Origin of the sequence: Dawidia cretensis (assembly GCF_018598175.1) — a bacterium.
In the GTDB taxonomy this organism is placed as follows: domain Bacteria; phylum Bacteroidota; class Bacteroidia; order Cytophagales; family Cyclobacteriaceae; genus Ohtaekwangia; species Ohtaekwangia cretensis.
Genome location: NZ_JAHESE010000013.1, coordinates 19,248 through 39,182, shown reverse-complemented (window position 1 = coordinate 39,182; position 19,935 = coordinate 19,248). Strand labels below are relative to the sequence as shown.

General features: G+C 53.0%; 6 protein-coding genes. All 6 read left to right on the top strand.

Annotation, left to right across the window (positions count from 1 at the left end):
• Window positions 1-40 precede the first annotated feature (40 nt).
• Genes KK062_RS14290 through KK062_RS14265 form a run of 6 tightly spaced genes read left to right on the top strand, consistent with a single transcriptional unit; the run spans window position 41 to window position 19,910 of the window.
• A complete protein-coding gene (locus tag KK062_RS14290; protein WP_254084990.1) occupies window positions 41-7,192 on the top strand; it encodes a fibronectin type III domain-containing protein in 7,152 nt (2,383 codons plus the stop codon).
• Window positions 7,189-7,893 carry a hypothetical protein gene (locus KK062_RS14285; RefSeq protein WP_254084989.1) on the top strand — a complete coding sequence of 235 codons (705 nt, stop codon included), beginning with the start codon at window positions 7,189-7,191 and terminating at the stop codon, window positions 7,891-7,893. The genes KK062_RS14290 and KK062_RS14285 overlap by 4 nt, the downstream gene beginning before the upstream one ends.
• Window positions 7,894-7,903: 10 nt before the next feature.
• Window positions 7,904-8,824: a hypothetical protein gene (locus KK062_RS14280; protein ID WP_254084988.1), complete on the top strand. Its 921-nt coding sequence runs from the start codon at window positions 7,904-7,906 to the stop codon at window positions 8,822-8,824.
• 34 nt (window positions 8,825-8,858) lie between these two features.
• On the top strand, window positions 8,859-13,484 hold the full coding sequence (locus KK062_RS14275) for a hypothetical protein (protein WP_254084987.1): 4,626 nt from the start codon (window positions 8,859-8,861) through the stop codon (window positions 13,482-13,484).
• Window positions 13,485-13,492: 8 nt separating this feature from the next.
• Complete coding sequence (locus tag KK062_RS14270; protein ID WP_254084986.1) at window positions 13,493-15,568, top strand: fibronectin type III domain-containing protein; 2,076 nt, start codon at window positions 13,493-13,495, stop codon at window positions 15,566-15,568.
• Window positions 15,569-15,578: 10 nt separating this feature from the next.
• Window positions 15,579-19,910, top strand: coding sequence for a T9SS type A sorting domain-containing protein (locus tag KK062_RS14265; protein ID WP_254084985.1), 4,332 nt, complete (start codon window positions 15,579-15,581; stop codon window positions 19,908-19,910).
• Window positions 19,911-19,935: the final 25 nt, after the last annotated feature.

Below are 19,935 nucleotides of genomic sequence, written 5' to 3'. Positions count from 1 at the left end.
GTTTGTTTTTTAAAGCATGTGTATGAACCAAAACGTTACTGTGAAAAAGTTTTCACTTCTCTTCCTTCTCCTGTTCCTGGCTGCTGCCAGCGTATGGGCGCAGGTGTTTCCGGTCCAGGCAACGACGCAGCTCTCGCCTCCGTACTCGCTATACCTGGCGGACTATGTCGCTTCCGGTTCGGAGCGACTGGCGCTGAACATATACCTGGCCGATATTGCGCGGCCGCAGCTGGATGTACGTTTCCGCCTGCGCATTGTCGGGCAGGGCATTACCATTGAGACAAAACAGGAATACAGGCCCGCGCCGGTATCTATTCAGGGCGGGGTGCCGTTGCGTCTGATCAGTACAGACCTGGCGGACTATTTTAATGTCAACAACCTCAACTTCCAGGGTATAACCCGGCGTGAATATGAGCAACGGGGTAAGCTGCCGGAAGGCGTTTACCAGTTTTGCTTTGAAGTGCTGGAGTACAATCGCGGCGTCAAGATCTCCAACACCGCGTGCGCCATTGCCTGGTTGATCCTGAACGATCCGCCCCTTATCAACCTGCCGGGACGCGATGAAAAGCTGAAGGCGCAAAGTCCGCAGAATGTTCTTTTACAATGGACGCCCCGTCACACCGGGTCGCCCAACTCTGCCTTTACGACCGAATACGAAGTGACGATGGTGGAGGTCTGGCCTTCGACGCGCAACCCGAACGATGCCATTCTCACGTCGCCGCCGATTCTTCAAACCACCACGGCCAATACCACCTTTATTTACGGTCCGGCCGAAACGCCGCTGGAACCCGGCCGCCGCTATGCCTTCCGCATCAAGGCAAAAAGCATTGCAGGCGTAGATGAGCTCGATCTCTTCAAGAACAACGGCTACAGCGAAGTATATTCTTTCGTCTACGGTGACGCCTGCGACCTGCCAACGGGTATTTCTGTCAGCGCCGTCAGCCCCACCAAGTTTACAGTCGCCTGGCAGGGGACGTTCAACCAAACCGCCTTTCGCGTGCGCTATCGCGAGGTCGGGACGGCCGCCTGGTATGACAGCAACGTAGCCATTCCGGAGCTGCAGGTAACGTCGCTGAAGCCCGGCACCACCTACGAATACCAGGTAGCGGCTACATGCGGTTTCTTTGACGGCCAGTATGCCACCGGTGGTAAAGTAACCACGATGGAGCTACCGGAAGCTGCCTATGCCTGTAACAACCCGATGCAGACCTTTGACCTGGACCCTGCACAGTTGACCGGCTCGCTGAAGGTGGGTGACGTGATCGACGCGGGTGACTTTAATGTAAAGCTGACAAAGATCAGCGGCTCGAACGGCGTGTTCTCGGGTGAGGGCGTTGTCGAAGTTCCTTACTTTAACAAGGCGAAAATCCGTACGTCGTTCACCAGCATCTCGGTCAATAAGGAGATGCGTATGGTAAACGGTGTGATGAACGTAACCGGCGGCGGTGTGGACATCGTGCCGCAGGAGCTACTGGACGGCCTGGATAAGCTGGAGGAGGTTCTCGATGTCGTCGACTCGGCACTGACCACTATCGAAGAGAACCTGCCGAAAGATTTTGATCCCGATGGATTTGTTGCGGATACACTGATTACGGTAAAAGACGGGATCCATTCTGTCTATAAGAATGACGATGGCTCGGTTGTGGTGGTAGACAAAAACGGCAGTACACAAACACTGCCGCCGGGCAGCAACTATGCCGTGAAAGATAACGCGGGCAATGGCTACCTCATCGACTCCAAGGGTAATATTCATAAGACGACGGCCGATGTTGCCGCTAAAGCCGGAAGCCGTGAGTACAACCTCGAGCTCAACTTCGGGCCGGCGCCGCTGGCCAAAAACGGTTTTGATCCTTACAAGCACAAGGCACTGGAGAAAGACTATGAGCACCTGAAAGATAATTACAGCGTGGCGTGGAAGGCTGTGGCCGTAGGGGGCAGTGACCCCGTGGTGGCCACCTTGAAAAGTACATCGCTTGACAAAAGCAAAATACGCTTTGAGCTGGCGGGCGACGTAGTGTCTGCACCGCCCTTTACCAGCCAGGAAACAACGGTGCCGGTAGCCGGTAAGTCGAGTGGTGACACGCAAAGCCTGCTGGCCATCTACCCGGCGGCTGACAGCACCGGCAAGGATCAGGTGCTGGGTAAGCTGAACGTGGCTACGTATGCCGAGATTGTCAAATCGGTGGTCATTGTGCCGGTAGGCGATGTGACGGTGCCGGAGGCCCTGACGGCCCAGAAAATCTCGACCGAGCTCAACAAAATCTACGGGCAAGCGGTCGTGAACTGGCGTGTAAGTATTGCCGACCGTATTCAGCATACACTGCCGTCGCCGTTTGACGATGGTGAGAGCGGCATACTCTCTAACTATACCAGCGACATGAAGGCCGTGATCAAGGCCTTCGGCAAATTGCAAGATGAAACCTTCTACCTGTTCCTGGTAAGAAATCCCAAGAGCTTTGATGCCCTGGGCTACATGCCCCGCAGCAAACAGGCTGGTTTCGTCTTTATGGACAAACATGCTGATACCGATGCTATAGTTCGTACCATGGCGCACGAGCTGGGACATGGCGCATTCAACCTGCACCACATCTTTCAGGAACCTAACTTCACCATTACACAAGGCAATACAGACAACTTGATGGACTACCCCATGGGCGACAAGCTGTATAAATACCAGTGGGACAAAATGCGCTTCAAAGACATTGTGATGGATGTGTTTGAAGACGATGAGGAAGGTGAGGCTCGCATCAGCATCGCGGGTATAAAGAAAGACTGGCGCAACCCTGACAATACGGTGAGTTTTATGGCTCCCAATGGTAAGCTTGTCAGACTGCCGGCAGAGACGACGCAGGCCTACTTTACATTTGGTATTGGTGAGTATACACCCAAAGAGTATGAAATGCTGCCGGCCGGCCTGCTGGATGGTTTTGAAATAACAAAGACGGTCAACGAAAAAGCTGTTGTGACCAAATACCTTGCCACCTGGATGAGTGGTAAGTTTCTGGGTTACTACGCTGACCCCAAAACCCGGAAGGAACCCGCGCCACTCTTGCCGAAGGGAGAGTCTGTCACCCAGGGCGCAGGTGTGGCTGTTATCATGACATACCACGCAAAAGGCGTAGACGTGGTGCGCTTCTCCGGCCTGCCCAACGAGCATATGGCCACCAACCCCTCGGGCGACAGTTACATTGATTTATACAATGTTGACGCCTGCCAGATTAATGCCAGCTCATCGACCACCGTGGAAAAGTTTACGTATGAAGACAATCAGATAGCATACAACGTTAGTGCAACGTCTCCCCGCCCTGAATACGCCGGTATGTATGACATACTGGGGTCGGATAATGACAGGAAGATGAGCTACTGGCTCACAACAAAAATCTACGAATACAGAATTGTATATCCGGACGTCTTCAATAAGATGACTGTCAATTTTGGTGACTGGTCAGAAATGAGCGTAAGCGTTAAGACGATATCAAACGATTTGTTGGTTGATCCTTATCTCATGCGCACTATTTTCGATCTGCCGAAGGAGCAACTCACTGCAGGATATTTTGAGTATCACCTGGCGAAGAAAGGTATGTTCCTGGAGTCCGGGAAACCGGAACAGAAACAGCTTGTGCTCCTGGAGTTCCTGAAGGAATTCCGGGCGATGATTGATCACCAGAAGGAGATCAATAAGAAGGCAATCCAGCTTATCGCAACTTCGAATTACTGCGCTGCGAAGGCAGTTATCGCTTCGCTGGATCCGATTGAGATCAGAAATGCTATCGAGGCCATGAGTACAGAAGACCTCAAGCTCATTTGCGCGGACGCGCGTGCGCACCTGGTGGGTACAATTCTGGAAGCCGGTGTTGTATCCAATAGCCTGGAACGCGCGATCTACAAGTTGATGTGGACGTGCCCTGAGGAACCCAAGGCGAAGGCGATGTTCCTGCAGTCGCTGGCGGGCGAGACGGATAGTGATAATGAGTATATTCTCGGCAAGATGGTGAGGGCCATCGATGATCAGACGATGTTCATGGGGGCGAATTTCAATACCATGGTCATGAACTATATCATCCGCGCGTACGGCGACTACATGAACTATGCCATTTCCAATCCGGGGGAGATAAAAGACAAAGAAAGTCAGAAAGAGATTGTTGAGTTTTCGACGCTGACGCCGAAGATAGTCGCGTATATGGACCCGGCCAAAGTGACGATCCTCAAGAAGAAGATGATTACCTATAACTACGTAGGATTCACCAAACGCTTGTTTAAGGAAGCGCTGGCATCGTTGTGCGTAGGCTGCCGGTATGTTATGCCGCAAGACACCAAGTCTGTTGTGGAATACAAAGAAGCAAGCGGCACACTGGCGTACACCAACAAGGCCACAATGGGTTTTGCGACGATTTCTGAAAGTACGCCGCTGCCGTTGCGTGCGCTCGAACCCATTATCCTGGACGACAAAGCCAAGCTGATTGACGTCTATGCCAGCAGCAAACAGGATGGTGGTATGTTCGTTCCGGCCATTACCCTATACTTTATTGAGAAGAAGGCAGATGCCAGAACCACTGCAGAAGGTATTGGTACAGCCGTTGACGTAATCAGCCTGGCCATTCCCGGCGGCAATGTAACCCTGGCGTTGAAGCTGCTAAACTATGCTGACAAGCTTAGCTCGGTGGCAAGTCTCGTGGGTTCGGCCGCCACCGATGATTACCCCAAGCTGGCACAGGTTCTTCAAATTTCTTCTGCTGTGCTGGGTGGTATAAACCTTATAGGCGGTGCGGCGGTGCCCGATGTTAAGAAGTTGCAGGCGCTGCAAGATGTTAACCAGGCTGCCAAGGCAATTAACTACGCCGACGGGTTGATGGACGCCGAAAAGCACCTAGAGGAGGTTAACAAATTGTGCGCCCGTATCACGGCCATGGACCCCAAGGATAAAAATCTGGTGGAGGTTTTAAATGGGGGTAAAAAAGACCGGGAGCTGTTGATGAACATACTGGAGCTGGAGAAGAGCGCCGCCGGCGCGGCAGAGAATTCGGCTGCGGTGAAGAAGCTTGAAGATGCTATTGAGAAACTGCGTACGTATAAGAATGGCGCCAACGGCGTTGCGGCAATTTCTAAGACGGAAAGGCTGAAGACGGTATTCGCAAACATGCTGAAGAAATTTGAAAAGATGGGCGATAAGCTCACGCAAACCTCCGATAACAAATTCCTCACAAAAGGAAACGTTCAGGTAGCCCACATCGATGCCCGGGGCGAATTGATATTTGAGAAATTGACTAACCTGGGTGATCTGAGCCACAACGCGAAGTTGGAAGAGAACGTAGCCGATGTAGCATACTACACGAAAGGTACCACCGGTGAAACAATAGATGACATCTTAATCTTTGATGACAACGGTGTCATTAGATGTGTGAGCGGGAACAACTGCTTTGTGGCCGGAACTCCGGTGCATACACAACAAGGCATTAAACCTATTCAGCAAATTGCCGCGGGGGATATGGTCAAGAGTTATGATGAATTAAGCCACAAGAATGCATGGCAGCGTGTAACGAACGTCTTCAGCAAAAAAGCCAAAAAGCTTCAGCGTATTATTTCGGGGCGTGACACCCTTTGGGCTACACCCGATCACAGGTTCTACGAGAAGACAAGAGGCTGGGTAACGGCGGCTGCGCTGAGTACGACGATGCTCTTGCATACGGCAGATGGCTATGCGGATATCAAAAGCAACATCAGCGTCGACACCATCGCCACGGTGTATAATTTTACCGTTCAGAATACCCATACCTACTACGTTGGCAAGCAGACCATTCTGACCCACAACGATTGCCATGACATAGGCAAGTTTCTGGAAGGCCTGGGCGAAGAGCGACAAACTAAATTCCTGGCTACTTTTGGTAACCGTGAATCGATTATCCAGGGTTTTGCGAGCGGAAAATATGATCTCTCGCTGTGGGATACGTTCGTGTCCCTGGGCATCAAAGAAAGTGATATTGCGACGTTCTTTGGTAAAGTTGACGGCTGGGATAAAAAGCTGCTGGTCAAACTTGCCGACGACTTAAAGGCTGAGGCTTCGCTGAAAACCGTTTTCGCGAACCTTGACGGGGCGAAGAAGTTTGCGGCAATGGATGCCTGGGCGACTATGGCGAAAGGCAGTAAGATGTCGACGCTTAGCAAAGCTGACATGGCTGCCGTCATAGGACGAATGGTTTCATTCGGCGACGAAGCCGGGAAGTTTAACCCGGCGCGTGTAAGAACACTTACGGACAAATTTGTCGGCATGTTCGGTGCACTGGAAGATGCGGCACCGCGGAACAACCTGGTGGCGCTGCTGAAGGAGAACGCAGATGCAAAAGTGTTCGAGCTGATCGCTGGTTGGAATTCCGATCTTCAGAAAACATTCCTGACAGGGTTATTGGCACGTCAGAAAACCCTTGGGGAGAATATTACTTTCCTAGCAGACCATCTCAAGGACCTGGATGTAGACTTGTTGAAGACTTTTGAGCGACTGGGCGATCTTGCTCCGATCAAACGATATGACTACGATCTGTTGTTGTCTTGCAAGAATAAGTTTGGCGATGAGCTGATGGATATTGTCGGTCAGGACACGCGTGCGAAAAAAGCAGCAGAACTTTTGAAGACACATCCTCTCGTATCCAAATTAATTGGAATGACGAATTATCGGGATAATCTCCGAAAAAGCATTGTGAAGCTTTATGAAGGGAAGTCTGCCAACCTGGACGCATTTATTAATATGTACGCGGAGGATAAAGATCTTTTTAAGAAGCTGACTGACTTAAAGAAATTGCCACCTGAGCAACTGGAGAAGGCCATCGAAACGCTTTTCAAGAACGATTTTAATGCGCACCACATTCTCCCGGTGAATATGCTTTACAACAACAGCGTGTGTACGGAAATCATGGAGTGGGCGCTTAAAGCCGGAAAGACAGACTTCTTCCATGATATTGACAACTTGATGTTTTTGCGTAATATCAATCACACAGCAGGAACGTACGGTCACAATGTTTATGATAAGCTCTTTGCGGCACATTTAAACAATTTGCAGCGTTTGATCGATCTGGATGATCATGCCGAGGCCTACCGACGCATGACGGATATGGTAAACCAATACAAAGACCATATTGCGAATACTTTGATTGGTACTCCTAAAAAACTTGACAATCTTACAGGACTTTCAGGGCTATGAAACGATACATATTAGAACATAATCCATTCGACAGTCAAGGATCCTATAATATATATCCGGATGTTGATGCGTCGGGAATAGAATCACAATCGGCATTGAGTCGTGTTAAAAAATACTATGCCGATTTTTATCCGGAAGGCAGTAATTCATTTAAAGGTATGCGCCTGGCCTATGCGCAAGAAATAGGAGCGCCGGAACAGCCACACGCTTTGTGTGACATGCACAGCTGGATCGGAATCCGCCCCACCGGATTGACGTTTCCCGTGTCGCCCAGGTTCAAAGAAGTATTAGCTCCTTTTAACACGCCGGAGTTGACCTTTTACAATGGCAGCATCGGATGGAAGGGGAAAGAAACTGAATTTTATGTGATGCATTTGCTCGCCTGGCAGCTTCAATACATCAATTTTCAGGAGTCGACTTTTCAAAAAAGCGATTTCCTGGGAAGAAAAGTTGGTGATGAGCCTCCCCTGAAGGGCGACTCATGGCCTGATCTGAAGGCAAAATTCCCTGATAGCACATTTACGATAGCAGACGCTGTCATGAATCCCGAGTTTGAGACGCTGGATATGTATGACCTGGATATCTGGGGAATCTTGATTACGGAGCGTGTGAAAAATGCGATTGAAGCAAACCAGCTGACCGGAGTAAAGATCAAAGAATGCCCGCTTGATTTTAGGATTGCTTCTTCTGGCAGAAAATAAAAAAAGAGGAATGGTTAAAAGAGTATTGTTTTTTGCTGCCCTGATGGTATCCGGTGTTTGCCATGCGCAGGACATTGCGGGCACCTTGTCTGCCTATTTCGGCGAAGTACGCTCCGGTAAATATCCGGCGATACCCAAGCAGCTCTCTATTACTGAAAACAGCAAAGCTACGCTCGCGGCGCTCACGCCTTTTCTGACGGACACGGCGGTGGCGGTGCGCGGCAAAGCCTATGCTATTGCGCAGCTCGCGGGAATCAATGCCCGGCAGGCACACCTGCGCCAGGATGCCGTGCAGAAACTGATGCAAGGCGCGCGCGATACAAATGCCGGAAATGCCGGCCTTGCGATGGGCTACCTGCCGGAATTTCTCCGCGAAGATTTTGCGCCGTCAGCACAGGACTCGCTGGTGGCACTGCTGAAGAGAAGAGCCCCACACCTGGATAAAATTGCCCGGCTGGTCGGCTACCTGGAGGTCGCCACCATACGGAACGACCTGCGCGCGATTGCCCAGGAAAGCAGCGCATCAAAGAAAGACCGCTGGTCAGCCATGCTGGCGTTAGCGCGTATGGGCGATGGTTATTCTCTTGAGAATATCATGAGCCGCCTGCGCCGCCTGCCCGTGAACGATGAAGTGGTCTACGAGGTCTTTCCTGACTTGGTATATACCCGAAACAAAGAATTGATCGACTACCTGGTAACGGTATTAAACAGCACCGAGGCCAATTGCAACTCAGCCGATGCCGAGCACCCTGCGCGCATACCGTGTGGCTATCGTGTGATGGAGATGCTTGCGCCGGCCATCGAGGGCTATCCGCTGAAAGTAGATGCCAGTGGCGACATCGACGCAAAAGACTACGTGGCGGCGTTGCAGATCGTACGCGACTGGTTTAAAGCAACCCCCGATTATAAAGTGAATAAAAACAAATACTGAATTCAGTGCTTGTCGGATGTATAAAATCATGAAGATGAAGAAACGTTTATACTTAGTTGCCTTACTCGTTGTGGCCCTGGTGCCGGGCCTTCGGGCCGTCGCGGCTACTGGTGATAGCCTGCGGGTCCATAAAGACTCAGTGTTCATGTTACAGCCATCGTCTGTCGCTCCCTGGAATGTAGGCGAGGCGCCCGACGTGCTGACCGAAGGCATGATGCCGGTGGAAAACGACTCCATTCAACGGTATATCGACCTGGCGCGGTCCGTGATGGACAAAGTACACACGGCAAAGAATTACATTACCGACCTGCACGATGCGTCGCAGTTTGAGCTGCCCGTCGGCATCTCGCGTTCGATCGGCGGCATCGAATACGAAATCGCCATCCATGCAATGCGCCTGAAACCCACCCATGCCGAGCTGGATGTGTTTCTGCAGTTCAAAGTGCCGCAGAACGAGCAGGTGCTGACCTTCATGGCCCGCGGTATAAAATTTACCAAGCAAGGAGGTATCGTGGGCGATGCACGCCTGGAATTGCTGGGCGACTACGGTATAAACTTCAATGGTAATAAAGTGCAGCTGTTGCTGAAAGGCACCAGCTCCGGGCAGGGCTGTTATGCAGTCATGGACTGCGACGGTTTCCGCGAGCTCGGGCTCGATGCGGAAGTAAAATTCTCGCGCGACCTGATCCGCCCTGAAAATGCTAACGGCACCGTGGCTGAAGGCCAGGTACAAACTGGCTTTAAAACGACGCTTACCAGCTGGAATGACCTGGTGGTACAGCTCGACCTGCCGCCCTTCCAGGTAACAGGTTTGAATGGTGTAGGTTTCGCCGTGCGCGATGCTGTATTTGATTTTAGCGACGTGCGCAACGCACCGGCCGTGGTATTCCCCGCGGGCTACCAGTCGACGCAGATGCTACCCGAGAATGCTAACCTGTGGCGCGGCTTCTTCCTGCGTGAGCTGACGGTGAGCCTGCCCCCGGAGTTTCAGAAGAAAGGAGCGACCGGCCGCACAAGCTTTAGCGCAGAAAATGTATTGATCGACAACCTGGGTTTGAGTGGCAAGTTTACCGGCCGTAACCTGATTCCCATGGAGCAGGGCGACATGAACGGATGGGCCTTCTCCTTGCAAGAGCTCAGCGTCGAGCTGGAAGCCAACCAACTGGTGGAGGCGAAGTTCAATGGCGGCATTGTGATCCCGATCGGCAAAGAAGATCGGCCTTTTGAGTATACGGCGCTGATCAACACCGGCGGCAACTATATTTTTAATGTATCGCCGGCAGAGGATATGACGTTCCCCCTCTGGGGCGCGGGTAAAGTCGTGATTTACGACGCTTCTTACCTGGATATTAAAATCCAGAATGGCAAGTTCCAGCCGAAGGCAAACCTGCACGGCCAGATGACGATCGCCGCCAAGCTGAGTGAAGGCGGCCAGGGTGTGGAGCTTGCTAACATCACGTTCGAGAATCTCGAAATCCAGTCGGTCAAGCCTTACCTGAAAGTAGGAAACTTCACGTTCGGCTCGGAAGCGCTGCAACAGCGCATGGCGGGCTTTCCTATCAGCATCCAGGACATTGGTCTGAAGAGTATATCTGACACGGAAACAGGACTTGACTTTACACTCAAGCTCAACCTGGTGGGCGAGAGCTCGGGTTCCTTTGCGGCCGACGCGGGGCTGACCCTGGTGGGCAACCTCGATAAAGGCCAGGGGCTGCAGCGGTGGAAGTTCAAGACGATACAGGTAAATGAGATCAATGTCGATATCGACGGTGGCGCCTTCAAGATCAACGGGCACCTGATCTTTTACCGCAACGACGTCATGTATGGCGACGGCTTCAACGGCAATGTCAAGGCCGAGTTCACGCCCGGTCTGAAAGTGACGGCAACGGCAATCTTTGGTAATGTCAACCAGATGCGTTATTGGTATGCCGACGCGATGGTCAACTTCCCGACGGGTATACCCATCTTCGCTGGCGTAGGCATCTACGGCTTCGGCGGTGGCGCCTATTACGCCATGAAGATGGACAACCAGGGCGTGGGCAGCGACCTGGGTAGAACGGCTTCGGGCGTGGTCTATGTACCCGACACCAAAGCGGGGCTTGGCCTCAAGGCCATTGTGAGCATCGGCTCGTATCCGAAACCCGAGGCCTTCAACGCCGACGTGACCTTTGAAATATCCTTCTTTAAGACCGGTGGTGTACGGCACATTGCCTTCGGTGGCAACGGTTACCTGGTAACGCCCGGGCTGGACGTAAACCTGGACAAGCTAAAGGCTGCTACCAGCAAGATGACCGGCGTAGTGAAAAAACTGGAAAGCACGATGGCCGACAAGACCCTCGGTCTGGTGAAAAGCGCCGGCAGCGAAAACTCGATGACCGAGATTTTTGGTGAGGTGGGCGACAAAGCCGGGCAGAAAGGTCAGATCTCGGCCAAGGTGATGATCGACTACGACTTCGAGAACCGCGTGCTCCACGGAAACTTTGAGGTGTTTATCAATGTGGCCGGCGGCATTATTAAAGGTGCAGGCCCGAATGGCCGTGCCGGCTGGTCGGTATTGCACTTTGCGCCGTCGGAATGGTATGTATACGTCGGTACACCCGACGACCGTTGTGGCATCAGCATGGGCGTTGGACCGATCCGCGCCACGGCCACCAGCTACTTTATGGTGGGCACAAAGATATTGGGTAGCCCGCCGCCGCCGGAAGCTGTGACCCGCATTCTGGGCGGTGGCGACTACGACTACATGAAAGACCTCAACGCCCTGGGTACCGGTGCAGGCTTTGCATTCGGCGCGGGCCTGAGCATCAATACCGGCGACCTGAGCTTCCTCATGTTCTACGCCCGCTTTGAAGCCGGCCTCGGTTTCGACATTATGCTGAAAGACTATGGCAATGTGAGCTGTAAAGGCTCCGGCCCCCTGGGCATCAACGGTTGGTATGCCAACGGCCAGGTCTATGCGTATTTCGACGGCGACGTGGGTATACGGGTGAAGGTCTTTGGTATGAAACGAAACATCAGCATCCTGAGCATTGGTGCGGCCGTGTTGCTACAAGCGCAGCTGCCGAACCCCATCTGGATGCAGGGGACGGTCGGCGGCCACTTCAGCGTGTTGGGTGGATTGGTGAAAGGCGATTGCAAGTTCCAGGTCACCCTGGGTGACAAATGCGAGATCGAGCGCGGAGGCAGTGTGGTGGAGGACCTGGAGGTCATTGCACAGCTGACGCCGGACAACGGCACCTCCGATGTGGATGTGTTCACGACACCGCAAACCCTGTTCAACTTTGCCGTGGGTAGAGAGTTCGGCCTGGTAGACCTGGACGAGCAGCCGAAGACCTTCCGCGTGAAGCTGGAATATTTCCGTGTGAAAGATGGCACGCGTGAGCTGCCCGCTACACTGGAGTGGAACGATGCCCTCGACGTGGTAGCCTTCCGCCCGACGGATATCTTCCCGTCAAAGAAAGAACTGAAGGCCGAAGTACAGATCAGCTTTGAAGAATTTATGCTTGGCAACTGGCGCCCGGTGATCGTCGATGGCAAGAAGGTTATCCAAACCGAAAGCATCAGCTTTACCAGCGGCGAAGCCCCCGACTATATCCCGCAGAGCAACGTAGCGTATAGCTACCCCGAGATAAACCAGGTGAACTTCTATGCGCAGGAATACAACAAGGGATATATCAAGCTGAAGCAGGGCCAGCCGTACCTGTTCGGCGAGGATAAACGCTTTATTCAAAAAGGACGCTTTGTGGGAACCGACGACAGCCAGGCATACTTCGATGTGCAATATGGCAACAGCGAAGTGAGCTTCGACCTGCCTGCGGGCCTGCGCACCGGCCAGATGTACCAGATGGAGCTGGTAAATATACCGGCGGAAAAGCAAAAGTCCATCGATCAGAACGTCACTGCCAAGACCGACAAGATACAATCGGAAGGACAATCGCTCGACATCGAGATCGCCTCCAAGCAGGCAACCGGTACCATGGAAATGCTTGAAGAGAAGGCCCTCTATCAGAGCTATGTGCGGAGCAGCCAGTACCCCACGTTTGCAGCGAAGGTTGCCGCGATGAACCAGTCCGCGGCCTGGCGCCGCCCGATCCGCAATGCCGTGCATGAGCTGGGTGTGACATTGAATGGCGCTGAAATGTTTAGCGAGTCGGAGATTTTTGGAAAGGGTAGCATTTCGCCGACTGTGCGGTTTGAAGCTGTCCTGGCAGGCAATACCTTCTTCGAGAATGTTGTTGTACCGGAAATTTACCGCGAGTACCCGCTGGATGCGAGTGGCGTTATTACATGGCGTACACCGCAAGCCATGGGTGTGCCGCCGGTGCGCAACGCGACCTATATCCGTCAATACCCGTCTAACATTTCGATGACCGACCAGGTCGCCGAAGCGAATGGATTCACCTTTGCTACAAACGAAGCAGCTTTTGTGTACGACATCATGCACTACATCGAATACGATTTCCGTGATATTCAGTCCAAGCTGGTGAACAAGTACATCAGTGCCGGTTCGCCTAACCCGGGCGTGGTGTCGTATCTCACGGCGTCTTTCTCGCCCATTGCCGAAGGCAACTACCGGGTGAAGGTAAGCTATGTGCTGCCGGGTAAAGATGTCGTGACTTCTCAGCAGGAAATTCAAATCATCAATACTGTTAAACCGTAATGCCCTCCATGAAACATTTTTTGCCGATTGCTATCGTGTTGTTGCTGGCAGGCCTGCATACCACCGCCTGGGGGCAGAGCCGTCCGGCGTCGATCAAGGTGCTGGGCCGGGCACAGGAAAAGCGAATATTACTGCGTTGGGCACCCGACAACGACATGGCGTGGGAATACCTGCGTAAGCGTGGTGTGAAGGTGCAGCGTGTAACCGTAATCCGCGATGGCCGCGTGCTGCCGGTGCCGGAAAAGGTGATGCTTACCCCGGGGCCGTGGCTGCCGGCGCCCGCCAAAACCTGGCAGACGCTAGTCGATAGCAGCGACTACCACGCTATTGCTGCGCAAGCGCTCTATGGCGAGGATTTTGATCTGACACGTAATCCCAATCGAAGTGTACTCGAAACCATGAACCTCAGCCGGCAGATGGAGCTTCGTTTTTCATTCCTGCTTTTTGCCGCCGACCAATCTTTTAGTGTGGCCAAAGCGGCAGGCCTGGCGTGGGAAGACAAGACCGTAAAGCCCGGTGAGAAATACCTGTACCGAGTTTTTCCAGCCACTGCGCTGCCAATTAAGATCGATACCGGGTTTGTATACATCGGCTCGGATGACCGTGAGGCGCTGCCGCAGCCACTGGACTTAAAAGCAGAGTTTAAAGATCGGGCGGCGGCCCTTACCTGGGACATACATTACCACGAACGGATCTATAACAGCTATATATTGGAGAAGTCGGCGGATGGCGGCAGAACCTTTCAACCGGTGAACAAGCTGCCGTTTGTGATGACCGAGCCTGGAAATAAGTCTGTTCCGATCGCCTACAAGGTCGACTCGCTGGCGGAGAACGACAAGATCTATACATACCGTGTGCGGGGGCGTACGCCTTTTGGCGAGCTGGGACCACCCTCGGAGTCGGTGTCGGGCATGGGCGTGAGCCGGTATGCGGTACAGGTGCAAATAACCAAAAGTGAAGTGATCGACAACAAGCAGGTAAAGCTGGAGTGGAAGGCCACGCCCGAAGAAAATCTGCATAGCATTTCGCACTACAGCGTATGGCGGGCAAATGCCGTAGACGGCCCCTACCAGGTGGTCAAAGATCAGCTCAAGCCTCCTGTATCGGTGTATACCGATCTGTCACCCCGCGCCACGGCCTACTACCGTGTTACGGCTGAGACGAAACAAAAAGATCAGATCCACTCCTTCCCGGTGCTGGTACAGTTGATCGACAGTATTCCACCGGCGATGCCAGCGGTGCCGAAGGGCACAATCGACTCGCTCGGCGTAGTGCGTCTGGAGTGGGGCGCTAACAACGAACCTGATCTATTGGGATATCGTGTCTATAAAGCCAACTTCCGCAACGACGAGTTTTCGCAGGTCACGAAGACATTTCTGAAAAAGACAGCTTTTATTGACTCGATCAATTTGAAGGCGCTCGATGAATATATCTACTACAAAATAACAGCGGTCGATACACGCTTTAATGAGTCGGCCTTCTCGACTGTCCTGCAGCTTACACGGCCCGACGTAGTACCTCCGGTGCCTCCGGTTTTTGCATCCGTGCAGAATACGGCGCAGGGTGTAAAGCTCAACTGGAAAAAGAGCAGCAGCACCGATGCTGTAAAAGTGATCCTATACCGCCGTGAAGGCGCTGGCGCCTGGACATCCTATGCGGAGGTTCCCAAGGACTCTGTGTCCTACACCGACACCCGCGTAATCTATAAAGCCAGCTATACCTACAAGCTGGTGGCTATAGATGATGCCGGCAACACGTCCGTTCCTTCACCGGAAGCACGGCTTGTTGCGCTTCGCAAGAATGACCGTGTTCCGATCAACACGCTCACGGCACTGGCCGACCGCACAGCGAAGAACATTCGGCTTGCCTGGGATTACCCGGGCTGGAACGATGTCGAGAAGTTTTATGTGTATAAAAGTCAGGGCGGGGAGGGGCTTACGCTGTTCAAGAGCCTGGGCGCGTCGGCGCGCGGGTTTGCGGATAATTCCGTGAACAACAACTCGTCGTACACCTATCGTATCAAAGTAATTTTTAAAGATGGAACAGAAACGCCGTTTAGCTCGGAAGTAATTGTTCAGTATTAATAGCAAAGTTATGAAACGTTACTTATTCGTTGTCTTCCTGCTGCTTTTGGTTGGTGCGGCGTTTTCGCAGACCACGCCCCACGTTATCAAGTACAAAGTTGGCGTCCGAATCTCCGGCAACAGCTACTATTGCGGCGCCCTTACGCTACAGGGGACAAAGATTATCATTGGCGGCGTTACCTACAGCATGCCTGAGGGCCCTGCCTATAATGTCATGACTTACTTTGAAAATATACCGGGTCCACTACCGAATACGGCAACGATTATCTGGAGTGGGAAATATACGTGCACAGGCGGTCAGGGCGGTACCAGACAATACACGGTAAATGTCACCCTGCCGAATACGGCAGGGTGTGGTGGACAGACTAACTATGATCAAGGTGTCAATACGGGGCAAGGGATGTTTTGTGAGGTTCGTATGACTCCCATGGAGCTCTCGCAGCCGGTATTTTCAAACACGCCGCAATGCCTGGACCAGGACATTGTGTGTCCGGTGCGGATCGGAGGAAGCGGTTCGTATTATTTGGATGCTGCTATTTACGATCCGGCTACGGGAATTTCCAACATTCGCAACATTGGCTCTATGTTTTTACGCTGGCAAGACCCCCCAGTAACATATCAGGGTGATTTTATTGTTAATATGAAGCAGGCATTAGGAGCCAATACAGATTTATATGTCAATAAACAGGTTGTTTTCCGCGCAAGGTTGTCGGGGGAGACGCTTGGTTGTGGAGGCGATTTTTACTTCGATGGATTGCCCAGTGCCTGGTCGGCGCCATATGCCATTTACCCGGGCGGTCCCGTAGTAAATGGGGCGTTGGTACCAATCAAACCATTTTGCAGCGCGTTGCCTAATACGGGCGCGATCACTGTTCCTGCCGTAACCGGGGGCACAGGTTCCTATAATTATTCCATTGTTCCGCTTGTACGCTACGATCCTGCTGCGGGTGTTACATGCGCCGCGCCGCGGATCAAAGTTGATAATGTCGAGTATTGTCCGGGTACCTCTGTGACCAACCCAACCGGCGCAGGGGAAGCCAAAACTATTATCGGGTTGAGCGCCGGTTTGTACCAGGTTATCGTCGAAAATCAGGGTGGCGGTAATCCCTGTTACTATACAGGGTACGTTACGGTTCCTCCGCCCGATCCATTTACCGCCAGCGCTTCTCCGAATCCGCTCTCGGTAAGAGGATATCACATCAACTGCTACGGTGGCGATAACGGCGCCATTACAGTCACCACTACCAACGGCCTCGCGCCGTATACATTTACCATCAACGGTACATCGGGTACATCCACTGCTTCACCGTACACCTTCCCGTCCCTGACATCCGCGACGTATACGGTATCGGTAAAAGATGCGAATGGTTGTACTACGGACAATCCGCTCACCGGCATTTTTCTTTCCCAGCCCCCTGGCGCCATCTCGGCGGCGGTAGACGGCTATAAGGATGTGACCTGTTTTGGCGGTGCCAATGGAGAAGTGACCCTGACGGTGGCGAATGTAGCGCAACCGCTAACCTATACGTTGAACGGCAATGCCGTTACGCAGTCGGGAGGAACCGTCACAGAACCTCTATTTCAAGGGCTGGTAGCGGGACAAGCCTACACGTTTATAGTAAAAGACAATCTGAATTGCAGCTCCTCGGTTGACCCGATTACGTTAATCCAGCCCACAAAGATCGAGGTCGGGTCCATTGACCCGACCCATGTGCTGTGTAACGGTAAACCAACGGGGGTACTGACAGTGAAGAATGCTTCGGGCGGCGTGGCGCCGCTTCGGTATTCTGTTAACGATGTAAGCTATAGCGCCAACAACGCGATCGGAGGGCTTACAGCCGGTACCTATACCGTGACCATTCAGGATGCGAATGGTTGCAAAGTGCCGCAGACACAGGTGGAGATCACGCAACGTCCCGCCATTGTGTTCGGTACGACAACGGTGACAGACCAAAGCTGTACGGAAAAGATTGATGGGACCATCACGCTAGCGCCGTCTTCCGGCGGAACCGGAGCGCTGGAGTATTCTATCGACGGCGTGGTCTACAAGCCGCAGGTAGCATCGGACCTCGTAGTTTTCGATGGTCTTCTGGGACCTAAAAACTATATTGTCTATACGCGCGATGCCAATGCCTGCGAGGTAACCAAACCGGCGTTTGTGAATATACGTCCGGTGATTACCGGTCTTATCCAGGTGGCGAAGCCCATCAGCTGCAACGGTGACGCCGACGGCGCATTAAACCTCACGCCCGGTGGGGGTACCGGTGCCCTGACATTTTTGTGGTCATCGGGTGAAACGACGGAAGACATTAGTGGCAAAGGAGACGGCACGTATTTCGTGACGATCACAGATAGCAAAGGATGTTCTAAAACTTTCGACCGCCCCTTGCCGCCGCCCGGTAAGCTGGCGCTTGCGCCGGTCATAACCGAGTATCATGGCGCCGGTGTGAACTGTGCCGGCTCAACCGACGGGGCCATTGCGCTGACAGTAAACGGCGGCACAGAGCCTTTTGTATACGCATGGTCTAACACGGCGACTACGAAAGATGTCAGCAACCTGCCACCCGGCTCGTATTCGGTGGTGGTGATCGACAAACACCACTGTACCGTGGAGGCTACCGGTCTGCGGGTGATCGAGCCGGCTGCTGTAGGCGTGACAGTAAAAATGCTGACCCACATCCTTTGCTATGACGGCAGCACCGGCGCCATAGAGCTGACGCCTGAAGGTGGCGTGGGCGACTATGAATATTCTGTGGACAATACAAACTGGAATGCTGGTCCGGTCGTGGGCGGCCTCAAGGCAGCTGACTATACCGTACAAATGCGTGACGCAAACGGCTGTACAACGTCGGTGCCGGCTAAGCTTACACAACCTGGGGATATAACATTGTTGGCGAAAGGGAAGGTCGATACCTCGTGTGGAAAAGCCAATGGCTCGGCCGAAGTGGAGGCCGAAGGTGGTGTAGCGGATTTCCTATATACCTGGTACAATACGAAGAACGAGAACGTACAGATTGCGCAGGGCGCCACGGCCTATTCGCTGGCAAACGGCCGGTATAAAGCCGTCGCTACCGATGGCAACGGCTGTCAGAAAAATATCACTGTTATCATCGGCGATTCGGACGGCCCGCAGATAACCAATACATTACTGAAAGAGCTTACCTGCTATGAAAGCAACGATGGGGCCATCGGCATTTCGATCGACGGGGGGCTGCCGCCCTACGCGGTATTGTGGGATACCAAGGAAACGACCACCGACATTGTGAATGTAACCGGCGGCGAGCACGGGGTGGAAGTGCGTGATGCGCGCGGCTGTAGCAACCAGGAAATATATGATGTACCCTTCCCCGCAAAACTGGCGCTGGACTATACGGTGACGCAGCCGCTTTGTCTGGGCGATGAAAATGGAAACATTGCGATCGTGGCGTTCGGCGGGAACTCTGGTGGCTATAGCTACCTGTGGGATAACAATGAAACCGGCACGCTTCGGAGCAACCTGGGCGCCGGCGATTACAATGTAACGGTAACAGATCCTCGCGGGTGTCTCCTGGGCACGCCGATTACGGTGGCGGATCCGCCGTTGTTTGTCGTAGACGCAGGAGGTGACCGCACCATCTGCGTGGGGCAGAAGCTGACAATCCGTGCAGAGGAAGATAATGCTACCTATACCTGGTCTTCGTCAGAAGGCTTTACGAGCGACCAACGCGAAGTGGTGCTGTCGCAACCCGCTGTGTATACGCTGCATGTGGTTACAGCCAAAGGCTGCGTTGCTGCGGACAATTTTGCGCTGAAGACTTCCAACGACCTGCTACAGGCCGATTTCCTGATGGCCGCAGAGGCTTACCGGGGTGATACCGTGGTGGTGGTGGACGTGAGCTGGCCATTGCCGGAAGGCATCTCGTGGGCGCTGCCCGACGAAGTGATCATGCTGGTGGAGCACGAAGACTATGCTGAGATTGTGTTCAAAGAATCGGGCGATTTTACGGTCACCCTTCATACCGGCCTCGGTGAATGCCTGGACGAATATACCAAGACCATTACCATTCTCGGCGAACGTCCCGTGGAAGCCGGCCGCGGGCCAGCCTCCATCGTATCGGATTTCAGAGTCTTCCCGAACCCGAGCAACGGGGCGTTTACCATACGGGCTACATTCCGTGAAGAAACTTCAGGCACGGTACGGATGCTGAGCTTCTCTGGCGGGGTGGCATTAATCAATCAGGAGATACACAGCGCAACCGACTTTGAGTTTGCAGCTTCGCTGCGGCAAATACCGGCGGGTTTGTATTTTATTGTATTGGAAATAGGAGATGAGGTGCGTACACAACGTGTCATCATTCATTGATTCTAAAACGTGCAGTTCAGAAACA

Coding starts and splice junctions, on each gene's coding strand:
- KK062_RS14285 (WP_254084989.1), top strand. CDS start 7,189: ATGAAACGATACATATTAGAACATAATCCATTCGACAGTCAAGGATCC.
- KK062_RS14265 (WP_254084985.1), top strand. CDS start 15,579: ATGAAACGTTACTTATTCGTTGTCTTCCTGCTGCTTTTGGTTGGTGCG.
- KK062_RS14270 (WP_254084986.1), top strand. CDS start 13,493: ATGAAACATTTTTTGCCGATTGCTATCGTGTTGTTGCTGGCAGGCCTG.
- KK062_RS14275 (WP_254084987.1), top strand. CDS start 8,859: ATGAAGAAACGTTTATACTTAGTTGCCTTACTCGTTGTGGCCCTGGTG.
- KK062_RS14280 (WP_254084988.1), top strand. CDS start 7,904: ATGGTTAAAAGAGTATTGTTTTTTGCTGCCCTGATGGTATCCGGTGTT.